The following is a 19,853-nucleotide window of genomic DNA, read 5'->3' on the forward strand; positions in this document are numbered from 1 at the left end:
CCGCCGGCGTGGCCACCAGCTTCGTCCTGGTCGCCTCGACGGTCACCGCCGTGTTCCTGCTCGGTTGGCGAGCTGTCGTCGAGTTTGTCACCCGCCGGCGTTTGGCCAGCTGACGGGTTTCAGCCAGCGTCATCGCGGGTTTTCGTCAGGCGCGACACCTACCCTCGGTGCGTGTGAACCGATCGCCGGACGACCCCAACTTCGAGCCGACCCGGATGGCCGGCTACGACTACGGCGGTAACGGTGCCCACGGCGAGCCGGCCTATTACAGCGAACGCCGCGAGCCCGCCGGCCGCCAGCCCGAGTGGACCGAACCGCCGCCGCCACCAACCCCCTGGTATCTGCGACCCGTGGCGTTGGTCGGCCTGGGCGTGCTGACCGCAATCCTGCTCGCCCTGTTGGTGTGGGGCATGGTGCGACTGGTGAACAAGGAACCGATCCCCACCGCGCCGGCGCCCAGTTCGGTGACGTCCACCGCTCCCGCCGAACAGCCCGCCGCCCCCGCCCCGCGACAGGCCCCGTCCGAGGCGGCCACCGACGAAAACCCGCCGCCGGCGACGGAATCCGCGCCGCCCACGTCCACCACCGAGGCGCCGAGCACCACCACGAGCACCGAACCGCCCACCACCACAACGCCGCCGACCACAACCGAAGCCCCCACGACGACGGCGCCGAGCACCACGGCTGGGTCCACCACGCCCGCGCCGGCGCGACGGCCCCCGGAGATCGTCATCCCGCTGCCCGGGTTCTGAGTTCGGCATCGCCTCAGCGAGCGTGAAAGCGCGTTCGAATGGTCGCTCGCCGATACAGTTAGGCCAGCCTTTGTCGCGCTGAACCGCCTCGGAGTGGCACTATGAGCGAGCACCGAGTGGGGCTTGAACTGGTGCTGCGCAAGATTGGCGGTAAGTTACCCGTCAGTAACCATAGCTAAGTTACTGCCCGGTAACTTGTGGATGGGAGAGGCACTCCGTGACCGAAAATACCCAGATGCTGATCAGGCTGGTGGTCGGCCTGTCCATGACAGGGCTTGTCGGCCTGCTGGCCGCACGCCGGGTGTTCTGGCTCTTCCGACTGGTCATGTCTGGTCAGAAGGTCGGCGCCGAGCGGACGAACGACATCAAGACCCGGATCGAGACCCAGATCCGTGAGGTCGCCGGTCAGGCCAAGCTGCTGAAGTGGAACATCCCCGGGATCGCCCATTTCTTCACCATGTGGGCGTTCTTCGTCCTGATCACGGTCTACATCGAGGCCTACGGCCAGATGTTCAACCCACACTTCGCCATCCCGCTCGTCGGGCGCTGGGACGTCCTGGGCTTCATGCAGGACTTCTTCATCACCGCGGTCACCTTGTCGATCTTCGTGTTCATGGTCATCCGGGTGCTGCGCAACCCGACCGAGCACGGCCGGTCGTCCCGGTTCTACGGCTCGCACAACGGCGGTGCCTGGCTGATCCTCGTGATGATCCTCAACGTGGTCTGGACCTTCCTGCTGTTGCGCGGCGCCGCGGTCAACACCGGCACCCTGCCCTACGGCAAGGGGGCCTACCTGTCGCATCTGATGGGCAAGCTCATGGAGCCGCTGGGACTCGCGGTCAACGAGAACATCGAGACCGCCGCTCTGCTGCTGCACGTCGCGGTGGCGCTGGGCTTCCTGCTGATCGTGCTGAACTCCAAGCACCTGCACATCTTCTTGGCCCCGATCAACGTCACCTTCAAGCGACTGCCGAACGCCTTGGGCCCGCTGCTGCCGATCGAGTACCAGGGCGAGGCGCTGGACTTCGACAACCCGCCCGAAGACGCGGTGTTCGGGCGCGGCAAGATCGACGACTTCAGCTGGAAGGGCATGCTCGACTTCGCCACCTGTACCGAGTGTGGCCGCTGCCAGTCACAGTGTCCCGCCTGGAACACCGGCAAGCCGCTGAGCCCCAAGTTGCTCGTCATGGACCTGCGTGACCACTGGATGGCCAAGGCCCCCTACCTGCTCGGCGACAAGCCGATGCCGAACGGCGAGGTCGATCTGGCCGACGCCAAGCCGCTGGCCGGCCACCATGTGCCGGAAAAGGGCTTCGAGCGGATCGGCGGCTCCGGCCCGGAGCAGGCCGTCCGCCCGCTGGTGGGCACCGCCGAAGAAGGCGGCGTGATCGACCCCGACGTGCTGTGGTCGTGCACCAACTGTGGCGCCTGTGTCGAACAGTGCCCGGTGGACATCGAGCACATCGACCACATCGTCGACATGCGCCGCTACCAGGTGCTGGTGGAGTCGGAGTTCCCCTCCGAGTTGGGTGTGCTGTTCAAGAACCTGGAGAACAAGGGCAACCCGTGGGGGCAGAACGCCAAGGAGCGCACCTCCTGGATCGACGAACTCAACTTCGACATCCCGGTCTACGGCCAAGACGTCGACAGCTTCGACGGTTTCGAGTACCTATTCTGGGTGGGCTGCGCGGGCGCCTACGAGGACCGCGCCAAGAAGACCACCAAGGCGACCGCGGAGCTGCTGGCCGCCGCCGGGGTGAAGTTCCTGGTGCTGGGCACCGGGGAGACCTGTACCGGTGACCCCGCCCGTCGTGCCGGCAACGAGTTCCTTTTCCAGCAGTTGGCCGCGCAGAACGTCGAGATGCTCAACGAGGTGTTCGACGGTCTGGACAAGCCGGACCGCAAGATCATCGCCAGCTGCCCGCACTGCTTCAACACGATCTCTCGCGAATATCCGCAGCTGGGTAGCGAATACACGGTGCTGCACCACACTCAGGTGCTCAACCGGCTGGTGCGGGACAAGCGACTGATTCCAGTCGCCCCGGTGTCGCGGGAGGTCACCTACCACGACCCGTGCTTCCTGGGCCGCCACAACAAGGTCTACGAGCCGCCGCGTGAACTGGTGGAGGCGTCGGGTGCCAACCTGGTCGAGATGCCGCGCAACCGCGACCGCTCGTTCTGTTGCGGCGCCGGCGGCGCCCGGATGTGGATGGAAGAGCACATCGGTAAGCGGGTCAACCACGACCGCGTCGACGAGGCGCTGGCCACCGGTGCCACCACCATCGCCACCGGCTGCCCGTTCTGCCGGGTGATGGTCAGCGACGGCATCGACGACCGCATCGAGGCCTCCGGGCGTTCCGATGTGGACGTGCGTGACATCGCCCAGCTGCTGCTGGAGTCCCTCGACATGGACGCGGTGACGTTGCCGGCCAAGGGCACTGCCGCCGAGGCCGCCGCCAAGGCCGGTCCGAAGAAGGTCGAGGAGAAGGCGACGGCACCGGCTGCGGTGGCCACCGCGACGGCGGAGAAGCCGGCGGCCGAGGCCAAGGCCGCGGCTCCGGTGACGGGCCTGGGGATGGCCGGTGGCGCCAAGCGCCCCGGCGCGAAGAAAGCGGCCCCGGCCGCTGCCCCCGCCGCCGAGGCCAGCGCCGCCGCACCCGCAGCCCCGGTCAAGGGGCTCGGAATGGCCGGTGGCGCCAAGCGCCCGGGCGCCAAGAAGTCGGCTCCGGCCGCTGCACCGGCCGCTGAGGCCAGCGCTGCGGCACCCGCGGCACCGGCTGAGCCCGCAACTCCGGCCGCTCCGGCCGCTCCGGTCAAGGGCCTGGGCATGGCAGCGGGCGCCCGCAAGCCGGGCGCTAAGAAAGCGGCTCCGGCAACCCCGGCCGCCGAGCCGGCGCAAGCCGCCGCTGAGCCGGCTTCCGAGCCGGTCGCTACCGAGCCGGAGACGGCGCCGGCAGCTCCCGAGGCTGCTCCCGAGGCCGCTCCCGCAGCGGAGGCGCCCAAGGAACAGCCGCCGGTGAAGGGGCTGGGCATCCAGCGCGGGGCACGCCCGCCTGGCAAACGCTGAGATAACAAGTTGGGGCCGTATGGGTGCACATACGGCCCCAACTTGTTTCTCGAGCAAATTTTGATTGGACAGCTATGGGACCATTGTCAACGTGACCGCTCATTCGTTGCCGCACCAGACGCCTTGGCCTGCCACCAGCAGTCAGCCACGGCAGCGGACGTTCGCCCAGTCGACCAAACTGCAGGATGTGCTCTACGAGATCCGCGGTCCGATCCACGCCCAGGCCGCTCGGATGGAGGCCGAGGGGCACCGCATCCTCAAGCTCAACATCGGCAACCCGGCACCGTTCGGGTTCGACGCGCCCGACGTGATCATGCGGGACATGATCCAGGCGCTGCCCTATGCGCAGGGTTACTCGGACTCCCAGGGCATTCTGCCGGCCCGGCGCGCGGTGGTGACCCGTTACGAGCTGGTTGAGGGATTCCCCCGCTTCGACGTCGACGATGTCTACCTCGGCAACGGGGTCTCCGAGCTGATTTCGCTGGTGCTGCAGGCACTGTTGGACAACGGCGACCAGGTGCTGATCCCCGCCCCGGATTACCCGTTGTGGACGGCGTCGACCTCGCTGGCCGGCGGCACACCGGTGCACTACCTGTGCGACGAGACCCAGGGTTGGCAGCCCGATATCGCCGACATTGAATCGAAGATCACTGAACGCACCAAGGCGTTGGTCGTGATCAACCCCAACAACCCGACCGGGGCGGTCTACAGTCGCGAGGTCCTCAGCCAGATCGCCGAGTTGGCCCGCAAGCACCAACTGTTGCTGCTGGCCGACGAGATCTACGACAAGATCCTCTATGACGACGCCGAGCACACCAGCTTGGCCACGCTGGCACCGGATCTGTTGTGTTTGACCTTCAATGGGCTGTCGAAGGCCTACCGGGTGGCCGGTTACCGCTCCGGCTGGCTGGCGATCACCGGCCCCAAGGAGCACGCGACCAGCTTCCTGGAGGGCATCAACCTGCTGGCCAACATGCGGTTGTGCCCGAATGTGCCCGCCCAGCATGCCATTCAGGTCGCGTTGGGCGGCCACCAGAGCATCGATGATCTGGTGCTGCCGGGTGGGCGACTGCTCGAACAGCGGGACGTCGCCTGGAGCAAGCTCAACGAGATCCCGGGTGTTACCTGTGTGAAGCCCCGCGGTGCGCTCTATGCGTTCCCGCGGCTGGACCCCGAGGTCTATCCGATCGACAGCGACGAGCAGTTGGTGCTGGACCTGTTGCTACAGGAGAAGATCCTGGTCACCCAGGGCACCGGTTTCAACTGGCCGGCACCGGACCACCTGCGCATCGTGACCCTGCCGTGGGCCCGCGACCTGTCCAGCGCGATCGAGCGCCTGGGCAACTTCCTGGTCAGCTACCGGCCGTAGTCTCTGCTCCGCTCGAGGCTGTAGTTAGCGCGGGAAAGTTCGAGTACCGAACACGCTAACTACAGGATGGGCGACTTCGCGCATGCGCGCCCACCGGAATCGCGTGGGAGACGATGCCGATGCCCCATCCGAGGATCGGCCAGACGGGCCAGAAGTACCACGCGCCGGCGAACACCGCGCTCAGCAACCAGATGCCGATCATCAACACCGACACCGCCAGGTACGCGCCCAGGTGAATCCGCACGCCTCGTCGGGCTACGGCGCTACGTTGCGCGCGACGGCGCGGGTCTCGCCTGATGATCTGCGCGACAGGCAGATCGGTGAGCAGTTCCCTGAGCGCTCCGGCGGTCTGCGCCGCAAACGCCCGGGCCAGTCGTGTCTCGTATTCCTCCATCGACAGGTAGCCCTGGGTGAATGCCTGACCGAGATGATCGGCAGTACGCCCGCGCTCCGCGTCACCTACTCGGACCGCGGAATCCGGTGCCGTAACGAATCTGGTGGTCATGTCGCCCCCTATTGCCCGGTAGGCACCCAGTTGCCGTGGAAGCCGGCGGGAACACGGTGCGGAAGGTGAACGCTCGCGATGTCCTGCAGCGTGGCCGCATCCAGGATCGCGAGTTCGGTGGTGTCGGTGGCGCCGTCATAGACGAAGCCCATCAGAACGCCGTCGTCTTCGGCCGCATCCGCCGTTCTCGGATGAAAGACGAACTCGCCCAACTGCTTTCCATCACCAAATGAACGCGTCGCCGCCGATCCTCCGACCAGATCATGCTTGAGCAGCGTTGCCGCGGGGACCACGCCGTCGCCGATGCCGACCGCGTAGCCGAACCGGTGCCGCTTGCCGACCAGTCGTTCATCAACCCGGGGAAACTCCTGACCACGGTCATCCACCCGGGATTCGCGCACCTTGCCGTCAGCTAGGTCGACGGTCCACCGCTCCAGCGTCGGCAGCCCCTCGGCGGGACCACGCAACTCGGTGTCGAACATCTTCGGATGCCGAACCACGTCGAGCACGAGGGTGTCGCCCTCGTCGTAGGCATTCATCGGGTGGAACACGTAGCAGGGCTCTACCTCGAACCACCGAACATCCGCATTACCCCCCTCCCGCGGCATTATCCCCACCCGCGCAGGGTATTTCGGGTTCCACCGATACGGCATCGTGCGCACGCCGTTCTTGGGCATCGGCAACCGGGCCATGATCGGGTCCGGGATGCGTACCCGCCCGATCAGGGCCGACATGATCAGCCGCACCGGTAGCCGCAGTCCAGGCGGCGCCGCGCCCGCGGCCACCTGGCGGGTGTCGAACGTGACCGGCAGGTCATAGAAGACGACGTGGTTCTCGGTCAGCGAGAAGTCGTGCATCATCGGGGAGCCGGTGACCTCGATATCCACGGTGCGCCGCGCCCGACCGTCGGTGCCGATCACCGAGTATTGGACGTTGTTTCCGCGGTTGAAGGCGTACGAAACGGCATGCAGCTCACCGGTGTTGGGGTCACGCTTGGGATGCGCGGTGTACCCGCCGGACAGGGTGCCGTCGAAATCGCAGGTGCCGACGGTGTCCAGCTCGTCGGTCAGCTCGTAGCAGGAGATGCCGCCCTCGATCAGCGCGAGGGTTCGCCCGGCGTGGCCGATCACGTTGGTGTTGGCGCCGATCCCGGACGGTCCGCCGTGCCGGCCGGGCCGCGGCGGCTCGCCGAGCGAGGCCGCGGTCTGCGGACCCCGCACGTACCGGTTGCGGTACCACTCCGCCTTGCCGTCACGAAGCCGCACGCCATGCACCATGCCGTCACCGATGAACCAGTGGTAGAAGGCCGGATCGATCTCGCCGACCGGGTTGGGCCCGTTACGCAGGTAGCGCCCGTCCAGGTAATCCGGGATGGTTCCGGTCACCGCCAACTCGGTGAGGGTGTACTCCTGCGCGATCGGCGCGAATCCGCCCTGCAAGTAGGGATTGGTCATCGGACACCTCCGGGACATAACGATGTTATTGGGCCATGTATAACACTGTTATGGCACCATGGCAAGGGTGGATTTGAGCCCGCGTGACCGCTTGATCGAGGCCGGTGCGCGCCTGCTGGACAGTGAAGGCCCCGAGGCGTTGCAGGCCCGGAAGGTCGCCGCTGAGATCGGGGCCTCCACGATGGCCGTCTACACCCACTTCGGCGGAATGAACGGCCTGCTGGAGGCGATCGTCTCCGCCGCCTTCGAGCGTTTCGGTGTCGCGCTGGCCTCTGCCCCCAAGACCGACGATCCAATGGCCGACTTCTTCGTCATGGGCCACGCCTACCGGCAGTTCGCGCTAGCCAGCCCCCAGCGCTACCGGCTGATGTTCGGGCTCGCCGCACCGCAGAAGTTCCACGCCCCCGAGATGCCGGTGGCGACGGCCACCTTCAACCAACTCGTCACCGCGGTGGAGCGGATCATCGCCACCGGCCGGATCCGTGCCGACGACGCCGTCGAGCTGGCCGGACGAATCTGGAGCATGATCCACGGGGTGGTGCTCCTAGAGCTTGTCGGCACGTTCGAGCACGACCAAGCCCCGACCCACATCCTCAGTCCGATGACCATCGACATGTTCGTCGGGATGGGCGACAGCCGGGAAAACGCCGAGTTGTCGCTGCGGCGGGCGGCCGCCGCGATCCGGGAGTGAGCCCCCGTCACCGCCGGTCCAACAACCCCGTCAGGTAATCGCCGTAGCCGGACTTGCCCAGCACCGCGGCACGGGCCACGAGCGCGTCGTCATCGATGAAACCCATCCGCCAGGCCACCTCTTCGGGCACGCCGATCTTGAGGCCCTGGCGGCGCTCCACGGTGCGTACGTAATCGCCGGCGTCCAGCAGTGAGTCGAAAGTCCCGGTGTCCAGCCAGGCGGTGCCCCGAGCCAGGGTCTCGACCGTGAGCCGGCCCTGATCGAGGTAGGTCTGGTTGATGTCGGTGATCTCGTACTCGCCGCGCGCGGAAGGCTTAAGACCCTTGGCGATCTCAACGACATCGTTGTCGTAGAAATACAGCCCGGGTATCGCGAAGTGCGATGGGGGCGCGGCAGGCTTCTCCACCACCGACACCGCTGACCCGTGCTCATCGAACTCGACCACACCGTAGGCCGACGGGTCAGCCATCCAGTAGGCGAAAATGATCGCGCCGGAAAGCGATTGGTGACGCCGCAGGCTGGTTCCCAAGCCGGGTCCGTAGAAGATGTTGTCCCCCAACACCAGCGCGACAGAGTCGGTGCCGATGTGGTCGGCGCCGATCACGAAAGCCCGCGCCAAACCATCGGGCTGTTCCTGGACGGCGTAGCTGATGTCGACCCCGAATGCACTGCCGTCGCCCAGCAGTCGCCGGAAGGCGGGCGCGTCGTGACCAGTGGTGATCACCTGAATGTCCCGAATGCCCGCCAGCATCAGCGTGCACAGCGGGTAGTAGACCAGCGGCTTGTCGTATACCGGCAGCAGCTGCTTGCTCACACCCATGGTGATCGGATGCAGGCGGGTGCCGGAGCCACCGGCCAGGATGATCCCGCGCATGCCGCTCAGCCTAACCGCGGCGATCGCGAGCGCGGCGCAGCCGGGCGACGCGGGTCGCCGCCATCAGCACCGGCGATCGCGAGCGCGGCGCAGCCGGGCGAAGCGGGTCGCCGCCAGCGGGCGACAGGCGGCTAGTCGACCAGATCGGCGTCGGTGAGGTCTGTGGCGGCCAAGGCGCTGTCCAGGTCCTGGTGACGGAACACCGCGGTGACGCGGTCATGCACCACCCGGAAGGCGACCGCCTGGGCAGCGCCTGCTCCCGCGGGGATCAGTTCGGCCACCACCACACCGTCGTGCACATACATCCGGCCGATTCCGGCATTCACCTGTGCCGAAGCGGCCCACCCGCGTAGTGCCTGATGGCCCTGCCCGGCGCCGTTGGCGTCGGCCACCTCGATGTCGTCACTGGACAGCTTTTCCAGGGTGTCCAGGTCACCGGCGGCCAAAGCGTCGTGCCAGGCGAGGACCGTTGCGATCTCCGATGTGCTCATGCTCGCCAAAACTACCGCCCGATCAGAAGGCGGTGTGGTCGATCCAGTTCTGCCACACCGTGGCGTCGCCGAAGATCGCGATGTCGGTATCGCCCACCGGTACCCGGCGCGTCACCGCCAGGAACAGGTCACGTGCCGAGCCCCGTAGGGCCACCGAACCTTTGCCGTGCTCATGTGACCAGCTCACCGTGTCGGTCCCGGCCGGACGGCTGATGGTCCACTCCCCTGCCGCCCCGAGGCCGTCATCGGTGGCGTGCAAGTGCACACTCTGGCCATCGGCCAGCGGCACCACGTGGCCATTACGCGCGATGAGTACGGGGATCAGGTCCAGCAACTCGCCGATCCCGTCGGCGGCCAGCTCCGGCGGCAGCGCGAAGTCACCGCCGAGCGCCAGCGTGGCATCGGCGCGGTGCACGGTCGCCTCGTGCAGCCTGCGACGCACCCACCAGGAAGACGGGCGGGGACCCATGAACGTCCACGCCGGGGTGTCCGGCCCATTGTGGGCGACGGCGTCCAACACCCGCTGCGCGCCGTCGTGCAACCAGTCGATCGCTGCGTCCGTCTCGGCGGGCGGCTTGCCGTCGACGACGTCACGCGGGTCCAGGGGGCCATCCATACGATCGCTGATGATCTGTGCGGCCCAACGGTTTCCGCGCCCGAAGTGCCGGAACAGTTGCGTAAGATTCCACTCCGGGCAGGTGGGGATCGGCAATTGCGGATCGCCGGTGCGGATCAGCTCCCCGAACGCGCGCGTCTCATCGAGTAATGCTGCGGCGTAGTCCACGCCGTCAGGCTAGTGGATTCTGGGCCGGCTCAGAAGGGCCAGCCACCTTTGCCTCCACCACTGCCACCACTGCCGAAGCCCGGGAACCAGGAGCCGCCGCCGCCACCTTTGCCGCCACCGCCGCCGAGGCCCGGGAACCACGGGTTCCCGCCGCCGTTGCTGCCGATGCCGGGCAGCCAGGGTGAGGGGTTGCCGCCCTTCTTGCCGCCACCATCGTTATCAGGCAGCCAGGACGGGTTGCCGCCCTTCTTGCCGCCACCATCGTTATCGGGCAGCCACGACGGGTTTCCGCCCTTCTTGCCGCCGCCATTGTTGCCCGGCAGCCACGACGGGTTTCCGCCGTTGTTGGACGGTGGCCGGAAGATCGGCGGCAGCTCGGGTTGCTGGATCGGCGGTGGTGCCGGGACCGGCGCAGCCGGGGCCGGTGCCTCGATCGGCGCCGGCACACGGATGGGCACCGGAATCGGTATCGGCGCCGGAGCCACCGGCGCGGGAGCCGGCGCCGCGGGGGCGGGAGCCGGAGCCGCCGGGGCGGGAGCAGGAGCAGGTGCGGCCGGCGCCGGCCGCGCTACCGGGACCTGGGTGACTGGGGGGGCGGCGGGCGGCGGCGCGGGGGCAGGTGCGGGCGCCGCTTCGGGGGCGGGCGCCGGGGCCGGCGCCTGCTGGGTGGGGACCACGATGTGCCCGGTGGGCGGCGGGCGATCTGCGGCTGTGGGCCGGATGCTGACGGCCAGCGCCACCACCAGGCTGGAGACCCCGACGACGAAGAACGCCGCCAGGCCGCTGCCGGCCAACAGGAAGGGGCTGCGGCGCTGTTGGTGCTTGCTGTCGTCGAACTGATCCACACCGGAACTCGGCAGGTAGTCCTCGTCGTCCTCGATCACGGTGCCGTCGAAGCCGGTGGCGTCGACCAGGTTCAGATAGCCGCTGTCGCCGGCGTCGTCGGGGACCGCACTGTAGGCCAGCGCGTACTCGCCCATGGTGGCGTCATAGTCGGTTCGGTAGGCCTGAGAGGAGTAGCCGAGCGCGACCAGGTCCGGGTCGATCACGCCGGTGCCCGGGTCGCGGGCCCACGCCAGCGCCGAGGTCGATGAGTCGAACAGCGGCGCATGGGCACTGGCCAGCGCCGCGCCGCGCGCCAGCGCGGTATCGGGCTCCTCGGGCACGCTGACCGGGATGGCGCTGACGGCGTCCAGCTCGGGCTTGACCAAGCCGACGTTGACGCCGGAACCGACCACGAACAAGCCGTCGGGTCGCGGCGACAGACGACCGGCCTCGGCGGCCAGGCGGGTCAGCTCGCCCACTGCGGCGGCGTCATCGGACGGCAGCGCCACCCGCTGCACCTCGGCGATCGAACCGTCCGATGAGGCGACGACGGCCAGGGTCGCCCCGTCCGGCTCGATGAACATCAGAGCGGTCCGCTCGTAGCCGACCGAACCGCCGACGGTCTGCGCCAAGGCAGCGGCCGCCAAGAAGGCCGACACCAGCATCACGTTCTCGACTCGGTGACCGGCCAACGCGTCACGCAGTTGGCCGGCTTGCAGCTGGTTGGCGACGGTCACCCCGGTCGAGGCCAGCCGGTAGCCGCTCTCCCGCGCGCTTTCCTGGGTGCCCAGGATGGCCGACACGACCTGGTCGGGGAACGCCACCTCGTCGGCGTCCACCTCGAAGCCGTCTTCATCGACGGTCACGCCACCGGCGCGCTCTCCCTCGACGAGGACCATGCGTACCGATGGCGGTGCCATCGAGACCCCCAGAACGATGTCCACCGCACCTCCTCCACTAGGACCGGTGAATTATTAGCCCATCTTACGACTGTCGGATGTGAATGCCACTCAGAAGTGAAGGCCGGGGATCTTGAACGGGAACCCGCCGCCACCGCGTCCATGGCCGCCGCCGGGGCCGGCACCGCGACCGTGACCGGGTCCTGGGCCCCCACCGCCGGGGCCCCACCCGCCCCGGGGCGGGCCGAAGAGCGGTGGACCGCCCGGCAACCCCGGAATCCCCAGGTTAGGTAGCGGTGGTGGCGGAAGTGCCGGCGGCGGCGGAGGCGGTGCCACCGGCAGGGGCGCCGGCGCCCGCGGGGCCGGTGCCTGCGGGGCCGGAGCGGGAGCCCGCGGCGGAGCCGGTTCGCCGGCCGGGGCAGGCGGGGCCGCCGGCGGAGCGGGCGCCGGGGTGACGACAGCCGCCGGCGGCGGTGCCTTTGGGGTGACGACATTGGCCCGCACGTCGGGGCGGTCCTGATTGGCCGCCCGCATTCCCACAGCCAAGGCAACCGCCAAGCCCAGCACGCCGATCACGAACAGCGCCGCGACCCCGCCGGTGACCAGCATCGGCTTGCGTTCCCGCGGCTGGATCCCGGTGCCGAAGTCCAGCATCCGGGAGTCGACGAGTTCGGGATCGTCGGCCAGACCCGGAAGCGCGCCGCCCAGAACCACACCGCTGTCCGGAAGCGCGCTGTAGGCCAGCGGCTCATTGTCGCTGGTGGCGTTGTAGTCCACCTCGTCGTAAGCGTTCCCGCCGGGCGCGATGTAGGCGTACCCGACACCGGCCAGCGCCGGGTCCAGCTCACCGGTGCCCGGGTCCTGCGCCCAGGCCTGCGCCCGGGTGGAGGACGAAAACAGTGGGGCATGCGCGCTGGCCAGGGCCGCGCCGCGCGCCAACGCCATGTGCGGTTCCTCCGGCACGCTGACCGGCAGCTGGGTGGCCTTGTCCAACTCCGGTTTGATCATCGCCACGTTGACGCCCGAGCCCACCACGAACAGACCGTCGGGGTTCGACTCAAGCCGTTGCGCACCGGCCGCCAGTTCGGTGATCTCACCGACCGCGCTCTCGTCGTCGTTGGACAGCGGCTGCCGGTGAATCTCGGTGATCGAGCCGTCGTCAGAGTTCACGACGGCCAAGGTGGCGGCTTCCGGCTCGACGAACAGCAGAGCAGTCCGGGCGTAGCGCGTGGCACTGCCCACCGACTGGGCCAGCGCCGCTGCGGCCAGAAACGCCGACACCAGCATCACGTTCTCGACCTTCCGGCCGGCCAGCGCCTCGCGCAGCGCGTTCGCCTCGGCCGGATTACTCCAGGTCACACCGGTGGAGCTGAGCTCATAACCGCCCTCCCGGGCGCCCTCGCGGGTGCCCAGGATCGCCGACACCACCCGTTCCGGCGCGGTTTGGGCACCGTCTACGACGTCGAAGTCGTCGTGCTCCACGGTGACCCCGTCGGCGTGCTCGCCTTCCACCAGCACCATGCGGACCGCCGAGGGCGCCACCGACACCCCGAGTACGATCTCCACGAAACCTCCCCTGCCACTGCTTATCGGCCAGGTATGCGGGCCGAACCCCCACCAGGGCTGGCCGATACCGGCTTCATCGCAGCCGCGAGGCGGCGTCAGGTCCGAGGGCTAACCGGACTTGATGAAGTTCTGGTACGAGCGGGACGGCGTCGGCCCGCGCTGGCCCTGATATTTCGACCCTACGCGCGTACTGCCGTAAGGGTGCTCCGCCGGACTGGTCAGCCGCAGCAGACACAGCTGGCCGATCTTCATGCCGGGCCACAACGTGATCGGCAGATTCGCCACGTTGGACAGCTCCAACGTGATGTGCCCGGAGAAGCCGGGGTCGATGAATCCCGCGGTGGAATGGGTCAGTAGACCCAGTCGGCCCAGGCTCGACTTGCCCTCCAGCCGGCCGGCCAGATCCTCCGGCAGGGTGCAGCACTCCAGGGTGGAGCCCAGCACGAACTCGCCGGGGTGCAGCACGAACGGCTCGCCCGGCTTGGGTTCGACCAGCGTGGTCAGTTCGTCTTGTTGTTGAGCCGGGTCGATGTGGGTGTAGCGGGTGTTGTTGAACACCCGGAACAGGCTGTCGAGGCGGACGTCCACGCTGGACGGCTGGACCAGCGCGTCGTCGAACGGGTCGATGCCCAGCCGGCCAGCAGCGATTTCGGCCCGCAGATCGCGATCGGAGAGCAGCACGGCACGAGCGTATCGCTCGGCCCGCCGGCTGGGCCGGATGACCAAGCCGGTGGTGGCCACCGAGTGTGCGCATAGATTCGGCTTGCGGCCGATCGGCCAACGATTCCGCACACTCGCGGAGCGGGTGGGCGCCCGGATGCTAGCCTGCTAGCGCACCAGTGCCGATGTAGTTCAATGGCAGAACATCAGCTTCCCAAGCTGAATACGCGGGTTCGATTCCCGTCATCGGCTCCAGGTTTTTATCGGCTACCAGCGCCCTCGGGAAAACGGCTCACTTGACCCACGGCACGATGGGCACAAAGGGCCGGTTGGCGTTGTGCCAGAAGTGCTCCAGAGCCGTCACCGCGGTGTCGTGCGTGATCAGCCAGCGGCCGCCCTGCTCGGACAGCACGATGGGCTCGGGCGCGCTCTCCTCGTGAAAGCCCCCGACCGAGGTCACGGTCGCACCGGCGAAGTTGTCTTGCGCGGGCTGGATATCGGTCACCACGAAGTGGTACGGCAATAATCCGGCCTCTTGGGTCTCGCGCAGTCGCTGATCGATCGTCTGGGCTTCTTCGGGACTGAAGCCGGGGGTGACGATGTTGCCCTTGTTCGCCGCCGGGATGTCCGGGTTGGTCAGCTCGGCCATCGCGGCCAGCACTTCGTCGGGGGTGGGCACGGGCTCGGCAGCGGCGGCGGTTGCGGGTGTAGCGACGCCCGTGAGCGCAGCAGCAAGCACGATCGAGGCGGAGGCGATTCTCATGGCCGCAAAACTAACTTCGCCGTGTGTCAACGATGTTTTCCCTGTGCAACAGCAAATGAAATCTGGTGAGGCCCGCATCTCGCTCCAGATTGACCCTTGCGCTCCCCCGGTGCGCTATCTAAACTGACCGTACAGTTCATTTACGAAAGGGCGACGACATGAGCGTCTGGTTCATCACAGGAGCTTCCCGCGGGTTCGGCCTGCAGATCGCACGCGATCTGTTGGACCGCGGCCATCAGGTGGTCGCGACTGCACGCGACGCGGCCACCGTCACCGAGGCACTCGGCGAGAACGACAACGTGCTTGCCGTGGCCCTCGATGTCACCGACGAGACCCAAGCACGCCAGGCCGTGCAGGCCGCGGTGGACCGCTTCGGCCGTATCGACGTGCTGATCAACAACGCCGGCCGCGGGCTGCTGGGCGCCGTCGAGGAAGCCACCGACGCCGAGGTGCGCGCCGTCTACGAGACCAACGTGTTCGGCCTGTTGACCGTCACGCGCGCGGTCACCCCGGTGCTGCGCGCACAGCGATCCGGCACCATCGTCAACATTTCCTCGGTGGGCGGGTTCGTCAGCTCCCCGGGGTGGGGCGTGTACGCCTCCACCAAGTTCGCCGTCGAAGCACTCTCCGAAGCGCTGCATGCCGAGCTGCAACCCCTGGGAATCCACGCCATGGTGGTCGAGCCCGGCTACTTCCGCACGGACTTCCTGGACTCATCGAGCTTGCAGATCCAGCAGAACACCATCGACGACTACGCCGAGGGGCCGGCGGGCAAGATGCGCACGACCGCAGCCGACCGCAACCACGACCAGCCTGGCGACCCGGTCAAGGCGGCGGCAGCCATCATCGACGTCGTCGAGTCCGAGCGGCCCCCGGTGCGCCTGCTGCTGGGCAACGACACCATCGCCGCGGTCGAGGGCAAGCTCGCCCACGTGCAAGCCGAATTGGCCCAGTGGCGCGACGTCTCGTCCTCGACCGACTTCGACGATGCCGCCTGAAACCGTCGGTGGGGCCGGCGAATACATCTTCGCCCGCCCCACCGGCCCGCGCAGCGACCGCATCCACCAGGCTATCTTGGATGCGACCGCACGACTCCTCGACGAGGGCGGCTATGCCGCCACGACGGTCGACGCGATCGCGGCCCGGTCCGGGGCCAGCAAGGCCACCATCTACAAACACTGGCCGTCACGAACTGCGGTCGCCGCCGAGGCTTTCGGCGCGATGATGGCCCAGGATCTGCCCTTGCCGGACACCGGAAGCGCCGTCGGCGACCTCACCGAACAAATGGTGCGCGTCTCGGCGTTCTACGCCAGCAGCCGCGGTGACGTCTTCGCACAGTTGCTTGCCGCCTGCGTGGAGGATGCGGCGGGCGCGGTCTATTTCCGCGAATACTTTCTCGATGGTCGCCGCGCCGCCATCACCGAACTGTGGCAACGGGGAGTCACCCGCGGCCATGTTGACGCCGACATCGCCATCGACGACGTCATCGATCTGCTGTTCGGTCCGCTGATATTTCGCCGCATGACCGGGCATTGCCCGCTCACCGAGCACCACGCGCGGCGGCTGGCTGAAGTCGCGCTGCGCGGCGCACTCGCCCTAAACGCCCCCGGCGCCGGCTGATCCCGCCACAATCACCGGTATGGGCCTGTTTCCGAAGTCGCACGCCACCCTGACCGACGTCGAGGTCGCCGACGCTCTGGGCCGCGCGGTCGCGGTCATCGACCCGCTGCTCGACCTGCTCGCCGAGGCCGATCCGATCGGGCTGCGCAAACGCACCCGCCGCCTGCTCACGCCGCCTCGTGGCCTGTCCGATCGCCTCCGCCGAATTCGGCTGCGGCGGCGCCGTAACGAGGCCGGTCGCGGCCCCAGCGTCACCCACCGCGCCCTGAACGCCGGGGCCCAGCTGATCAACGCCGCGGATCTACCGGGCACCGCAGCCTGGGAGCGGATGAGCCGCGAGCAACGCGTGCACTGGTGGGTGCACCGGGTGGGCGCGCTCAACACCGTGGTGGTCGCCTCCCCCGGGGTCTTCGGCTGGCTGACTCGAGTGGTCCCGGTGGGCGAGCTGGCGGGATTCATCAACCACGCCATCGTGTTGTGCGCGCTGGCCCGCGAATACGGCGTCACCGACCGCCGTGTGCAGGTGCGGCTGCTTGCCGAGGTGTTGTGCGGGCGGCATCTGCCCGAGAACGTCGACGTGCCCACACAGCCCGATCCCGCGCCACTGCCGCAGACGCCGCCGCCGGGGTGGAAGCCGCTGAAGTCGATCTCGTCATCGACCCCGGTGGTGATCACCCGGACCATCTGGCAGCTGGCCGGCATCCTGCGGGCAACGTTCGACGAGGTGAGCAAGCGCCCGCACCCGAAGAAGCTCTACCAGCGCCTGGGATCCCTGCCCGGCTTCGGTTTGTTCGCAGCCTATTTCGGCGAACGGGGCGCACTGATTCGAGCGGCCGACCAGGGCGTGGCGTGGCTCGAGGCCCACGAAGGCGGCGCCGATCCCGCCAAGACCGGGGACACAAGCCCGCTTTAGAAAACCCGAATCCAGTCGACGAGCATCTCCGCGGGATAGCTGCCCGGTCGTGGATCGCCGCCACCGGAACCGGCCACCGCCAAGTTGAACACCGAAAATACTTGGTATCCAGGGTTATTGAACGGCCAGTCCGCGATCGAATTCGCCGGAACCGAAAAGTAGGGTGCCGCACCGTCGACGTAGTCGCGCCAGAACCGGATACCGTCGGCGTCCCAGCGGCACCGCCAGGTGTGCCAGGCGCTGTCCATCGAAATCTGTTGGGTCGCCCATTCGGCACCGTTCGCTTTTGTGTGGACGGTGGTCGCCGACGGCCAATTGCCGTTGCCGTACCACTCCAGCACGTCGATCTCGCCTTGGTCTTCGTTGCCCATCCACCAGGCGGGCCAAGCCCCGGCGGTGAGGCAGTTCAGCTTGATCCGGGCTTCCCAGGTGTGCCCGATACCGCCCATCCACCGGCTCTGGACTTTGCCGCTGTAGTAGGTATCGCCGTCTTTGGCGGCGCGCAACACGAGGTTCGACTTGCCGTCGACGAACACGTTCTTGCGGTCGTCGCGGTATTGGCCGACGTTCTCGGGGCGCTCCCAAAACGTCGGGTCCTTCATTGATTCCCGCGCCCGTGCCACCGCCCACTTCGCCGGATCCGGCGCGGAACCGGCCGGACCGTCGAACTCGTCGCTGAAGAGGTAGTTCTGCGAGGGGGCCGAGGGCAGTGGATCGACGGGCCCGGGTCGGGCCCAGGCCTCCGGCAGGCGCATCGCGGCGGCGAGCATGCCGATTCCGGTCGTCAACATCAGGCTGCGTCGATCTATCTCGGCCACCTTCGCATGAAACCACTACCCGGCCGGGGCATCAATGGAAGCGTTACCGCTCCCATAGAACGAGCGAGCCGGCCGGGGATCACCCCGACCGGCTGGCGTCAAGTGACGAACCGTTCCTAGAACACCCGCACCCAGTCGATCAGCATGTCCGCCGGGTAGTTCCCCGCCCGGGCGTCGCCGCCGCCGGATCCGCCGATGGCCAGGTTCAGGATCGGGAACACGGTGTAGCCGGGGTCGTTGAACGGCCACTCCCGGCCGGGTTCCTCGATGTTCTCGATGCCGACGGCCGGAACGGAGAAGTACGGCTCCTTGCCCTCGACATAGTCCTGCCAGAAATACATCCCGCTCTGGTTCCAGGTGACCCGCCAAGTGTGCCAGTTGTTGTCGACCGGGTAGGCGAAGGTCTCGAACGCCGTGCCATACGGGTTGGCGTGCACAGTGGTGCCCGACGGCCACTCGCCGTTGCCGTACCACTCCATCAGGTCGATTTCGCCCTCGCGGCCCGGGTCATCGTTGGACAGCCACCATGCGGGCCAGGCACCGGAGGTCTGGCAGTCCAGCTTGATACGCGCTTCCCAGGTGGTGCCGATGCCGCCCCGCCAGTTGCCGTGCACCAAACCGCCGAAGTAGTTGGTGCCCTCCTGCGTGCCGCGGATCACCAGGTTGGATTTGCCGTCGAGGAAAACATTCTTGCGGCTGTCGCGGTACTGGTGAAAGTACTCGGGCCGGTCCCAGCCGACGGGGCGACGGATCGGGGTGCGGTGGTTGGAGATCGTCCACTTCGACGGATCGGGCGCCGAGCCGGCGGGTCCGTCGAACTCGTCATGCCAGATGAAGCCCCCGGGCTTGGCGGCGGCCGTAGGCGCGGCAGGCGCAGCGGGATCAGCCGGGGCAGACGGCGCCTGAGCCGGGTCGCCCGGCGCTCCAGGACCCGCCGGAACGGCTCTGGCCTGGGGGGTGGGGGCTGCGGCAGCCAATGCGCCGGCACCCAGCATCATCATGATCTGGCGGCGGTTCATCTCGGGCACGGTGGCAATCTAACCCACAGCGCACCGGTGTCAAACAACACAAGCCCGCCTGCGTGGCCTATGTCACCTCTGAGTTGGCTCGCTGCCGTCGGCACCGTCGTCGAGCACTCCCACTGCGATCCCGTAGGGCAGGAACCGCACCCGGCGTTTCGGGTCGGGATTGCGCTGGCTGGCCCGCAGCGCATCGATCTCGGTGGCGTAGACCTGCTCGACCCGCGCCGCTCCGTCGTCGCCGACGGTATAGATAGCCCAGACTCCATCGCCGGTCTCGCCGGTGGTCGCCGGCTCAGCCCGCGCAGCCCGAGCAAGGTCGGCGAAGATCGCACCCCAGCCGGCCCGGTTGCTCCCGGCAGAGCCGAACGTGCCCGAGAAGCGGTCGAATGCGGCACGCAGTCCCTCGCCGGCCTCACGCATCATTCGATCCAAATCCTCGGAATCGAATCCGAAGGCGCCGTTGTCGCCCATCGCGAGCCCCTTTCACCGTGGTCGCCACACCCCAGTGTGCCTGCGTGGGGCAGATCCGGCCACGGTCTCGGCGAGACCGTCCGGTGTGGCTAGTTCTCCGGAACCGTGATCGGAATGGGAATCGGGACCAACGGAATACGCAGGTATTCGGTGGTCATCGGCACGGTGGTGGTCGGCGGCACCGTGGTGGTGGGTGGTTCGCTGGTCGTCGGCGGAACCGTCGTGGTCGGCGGCGCCGTGGTCGTCGTGGGCGGAGCCGTCGTGGTTGTGGTGGTGCTGGTCCTGTCTCTTATACACATCTCCGAGCCC

20 protein-coding genes, 1 tRNA gene and 1 pseudogene are annotated in these 19,853 nt (G+C 67.9%); 10 read left to right on the plus strand and 12 right to left on the minus strand.

Annotated features, from left to right (window positions below; all coding sequences use genetic code 11):
• From LI94_RS23180 to LI94_RS13285, 4 genes and pseudogenes are all read left to right on the plus strand, one after another.
• Positions 1-113, plus strand: a pseudogene (locus LI94_RS23180) (DUF3054 family protein); the annotation flags it as partial.
• 60 nt (positions 114-173) lie between these two features.
• Positions 174-752 (plus strand): hypothetical protein, encoded by a 579-nt coding sequence (locus tag LI94_RS13275; protein ID WP_046301465.1) that lies wholly within the window; start codon positions 174-176, stop codon positions 750-752.
• Between the two features lie 235 nt (positions 753-987).
• Entirely contained in the window at positions 988-3,819 is a 2,832-nt protein-coding gene (locus LI94_RS13280; RefSeq protein ID WP_046301466.1) for a (Fe-S)-binding protein, read from the plus strand.
• Between the two features lie 64 nt (positions 3,820-3,883).
• Positions 3,884-5,188, plus strand: coding sequence for a pyridoxal phosphate-dependent aminotransferase (locus tag LI94_RS13285; RefSeq protein WP_024443878.1), 1,305 nt, complete (start codon positions 3,884-3,886; stop codon positions 5,186-5,188).
• 55 nt (positions 5,189-5,243) lie between these two features.
• Here LI94_RS13285 and LI94_RS13290 read toward each other — a convergent pair whose 3' ends face one another.
• Both LI94_RS13290 and LI94_RS13295 read right to left on the minus strand, forming a co-directional pair.
• Positions 5,244-5,693 (minus strand): DUF1707 domain-containing protein, encoded by a 450-nt coding sequence (locus LI94_RS13290; protein WP_046301467.1) that lies wholly within the window; start codon positions 5,691-5,693, stop codon positions 5,244-5,246.
• A gap of 8 nt (positions 5,694-5,701) precedes the next feature.
• Entirely contained in the window at positions 5,702-7,147 is a 1,446-nt protein-coding gene (locus LI94_RS13295; protein WP_046301468.1) for a carotenoid oxygenase family protein, read from the minus strand.
• 58 nt (positions 7,148-7,205) lie between these two features.
• Between LI94_RS13295 and LI94_RS13300 the strand changes: the two genes are divergently transcribed.
• Entirely contained in the window at positions 7,206-7,838 is a 633-nt protein-coding gene (locus LI94_RS13300; protein WP_046301469.1) for a TetR/AcrR family transcriptional regulator, read from the plus strand.
• Positions 7,839-7,845: 7 nt separating this feature from the next.
• On the opposite strand, the gene rfbA is transcribed toward LI94_RS13300, so the two are convergent.
• The 6 genes from rfbA to dcd form a co-directional block, all read right to left on the minus strand.
• Positions 7,846-8,712, minus strand: coding sequence for a glucose-1-phosphate thymidylyltransferase RfbA (gene rfbA, locus LI94_RS13305; RefSeq protein WP_024443373.1), 867 nt, complete (start codon positions 8,710-8,712; stop codon positions 7,846-7,848).
• A 131-nt stretch (positions 8,713-8,843) separates the two neighbouring features.
• The gene (locus tag LI94_RS13310; protein WP_046301470.1) at positions 8,844-9,203 is read right to left on the minus strand and encodes a nuclear transport factor 2 family protein; all 360 of its coding nucleotides are present in this window, start codon (positions 9,201-9,203) and stop codon (positions 8,844-8,846) included.
• 22 nt (positions 9,204-9,225) lie between these two features.
• Positions 9,226-9,987 carry a maleylpyruvate isomerase family mycothiol-dependent enzyme gene (locus LI94_RS13315; protein ID WP_046301471.1) on the minus strand — a complete coding sequence of 254 codons (762 nt, stop codon included), beginning with the start codon at positions 9,985-9,987 and terminating at the stop codon, positions 9,226-9,228.
• A 29-nt stretch (positions 9,988-10,016) separates the two neighbouring features.
• Positions 10,017-11,756 carry a hypothetical protein gene (locus LI94_RS23835; RefSeq protein WP_192830972.1) on the minus strand — a complete coding sequence of 580 codons (1,740 nt, stop codon included), beginning with the start codon at positions 11,754-11,756 and terminating at the stop codon, positions 10,017-10,019.
• A gap of 66 nt (positions 11,757-11,822) precedes the next feature.
• The gene (locus LI94_RS13325; protein WP_239651220.1) at positions 11,823-13,277 is read right to left on the minus strand and encodes a hypothetical protein; all 1,455 of its coding nucleotides are present in this window, start codon (positions 13,275-13,277) and stop codon (positions 11,823-11,825) included.
• Positions 13,278-13,385: 108 nt separating this feature from the next.
• A complete protein-coding gene (gene dcd / locus LI94_RS13330) occupies positions 13,386-13,958 on the minus strand; it encodes a dCTP deaminase (RefSeq protein ID WP_024443368.1) in 573 nt (190 codons plus the stop codon).
• A 160-nt stretch (positions 13,959-14,118) separates the two neighbouring features.
• Here dcd and LI94_RS13335 point away from each other — a divergent pair.
• Positions 14,119-14,192, plus strand: a tRNA-Gly gene (locus tag LI94_RS13335).
• Positions 14,193-14,229: 37 nt separating this feature from the next.
• Here LI94_RS13335 and LI94_RS21905 read toward each other — a convergent pair.
• Positions 14,230-14,700 (minus strand): hypothetical protein, encoded by a 471-nt coding sequence (locus LI94_RS21905; RefSeq protein WP_052739939.1) that lies wholly within the window; start codon positions 14,698-14,700, stop codon positions 14,230-14,232.
• A 158-nt stretch (positions 14,701-14,858) separates the two neighbouring features.
• On the opposite strand from LI94_RS21905, the gene LI94_RS13345 reads away from it, so the two are divergent.
• From LI94_RS13345 to LI94_RS13355, 3 genes are read left to right on the plus strand one after another with little or no spacing between them, the layout of a single operon-like run.
• Entirely contained in the window at positions 14,859-15,698 is an 840-nt protein-coding gene (locus tag LI94_RS13345; RefSeq protein WP_024443356.1) for an oxidoreductase, read from the plus strand.
• Entirely contained in the window at positions 15,688-16,320 is a 633-nt protein-coding gene (locus tag LI94_RS13350) for a TetR/AcrR family transcriptional regulator (RefSeq protein WP_046301472.1), read from the plus strand. The genes LI94_RS13345 and LI94_RS13350 overlap by 11 nt, the downstream gene beginning before the upstream one ends.
• Before the next feature lie 19 nt (positions 16,321-16,339).
• Positions 16,340-17,233, plus strand: coding sequence for a hypothetical protein (locus LI94_RS13355; RefSeq protein ID WP_024443354.1), 894 nt, complete (start codon positions 16,340-16,342; stop codon positions 17,231-17,233).
• Here LI94_RS13355 and LI94_RS13360 read toward each other — a convergent pair.
• From LI94_RS13360 to LI94_RS13370, 3 genes are all read right to left on the minus strand, one after another.
• A complete protein-coding gene (locus LI94_RS13360) occupies positions 17,230-18,051 on the minus strand; it encodes a glycoside hydrolase family 16 protein (RefSeq protein ID WP_024443353.1) in 822 nt (273 codons plus the stop codon). The genes LI94_RS13355 and LI94_RS13360 overlap by 4 nt on opposite strands.
• A gap of 116 nt (positions 18,052-18,167) precedes the next feature.
• Entirely contained in the window at positions 18,168-19,070 is a 903-nt protein-coding gene (locus LI94_RS13365) for a glycoside hydrolase family 16 protein (RefSeq protein ID WP_036458360.1), read from the minus strand.
• A gap of 72 nt (positions 19,071-19,142) precedes the next feature.
• On the minus strand, positions 19,143-19,544 hold the full coding sequence (locus LI94_RS13370) for a hypothetical protein (RefSeq protein WP_024443351.1): 402 nt from the start codon (positions 19,542-19,544) through the stop codon (positions 19,143-19,145).
• 114 nt (positions 19,545-19,658) lie between these two features.
• Here LI94_RS13370 and LI94_RS25080 point away from each other — a divergent pair.
• Positions 19,659-19,853, plus strand: a 195-nt coding sequence (locus LI94_RS25080) for a hypothetical protein (protein WP_046301473.1), incomplete at its 3' end; no start/stop codon positions are given.

The organism is Mycobacterium sp. UM_Kg27, assembly GCF_000972905.1.
In the GTDB taxonomy this organism is placed as follows: Bacteria; Actinomycetota; Actinomycetes; order Mycobacteriales; family Mycobacteriaceae; genus Mycobacterium.